Origin of the sequence: Streptococcus sp. HMSC063B03, assembly GCF_001836965.1 — a bacterium.
In the GTDB taxonomy this organism is placed as follows: domain Bacteria; phylum Bacillota; class Bacilli; order Lactobacillales; family Streptococcaceae; genus Streptococcus; species Streptococcus pneumoniae_F.
The window spans coordinates 1-499 of sequence record NZ_KV831056.1; the positions used below are offsets into that span (position 1 = coordinate 1).

The 499-nt window shown below is 38.1% G+C and carries 1 pseudogene; it reads right to left on the reverse strand.

Features of this window, described 5'->3' with window-relative positions:
• Window positions 1-499 (reverse strand): annotated as a pseudogene (locus tag HMPREF2628_RS08115) (mucus-binding protein); the annotation flags it as partial.

Consider the following 499-nt stretch of genomic DNA (forward strand, 5'->3'; position numbering starts at 1 on the left):
GGATGTTTGGAATCCATGATCCGATTGGTTTGTAGGTTACTACTTCTGTAGCATCTTTTGAATCCGCAGTTACTTTTGTAGTTGATACACTTGCTTTGTCAGCTAAGTATCCTTTAACTACTGGTGATTTAACTTCAGCTAAGTCTTGAGCTGGAGTCCAATCTCCGTAAGTCACTTCACCTGTTACTAAGTTGACCTTAGCTTCACGTGTAAATTTAGCTTCTTGTGTTACTGTTTTTGGTGTTCCATCTTCATTTAATACTGGAGTTCCATCTTCGTACACATAAGTGATTGTACGTGTAACAGTTTTGTTTAGATCTTTTTCTTCCAAGCCAGCTGGGTATTTAGGTCCATCTGGGTTATTTGGATCTACTGGAGTTCCTGGTGTTTTTGGTTGATCTGGTGTTACTGTAACTTCTTTAGCTTTAAGCGTTACTTTGAACTCTTGATCTGTATCTTTATCTTTATCGAACTTACCACCTTCTGGGTATGTATTAGA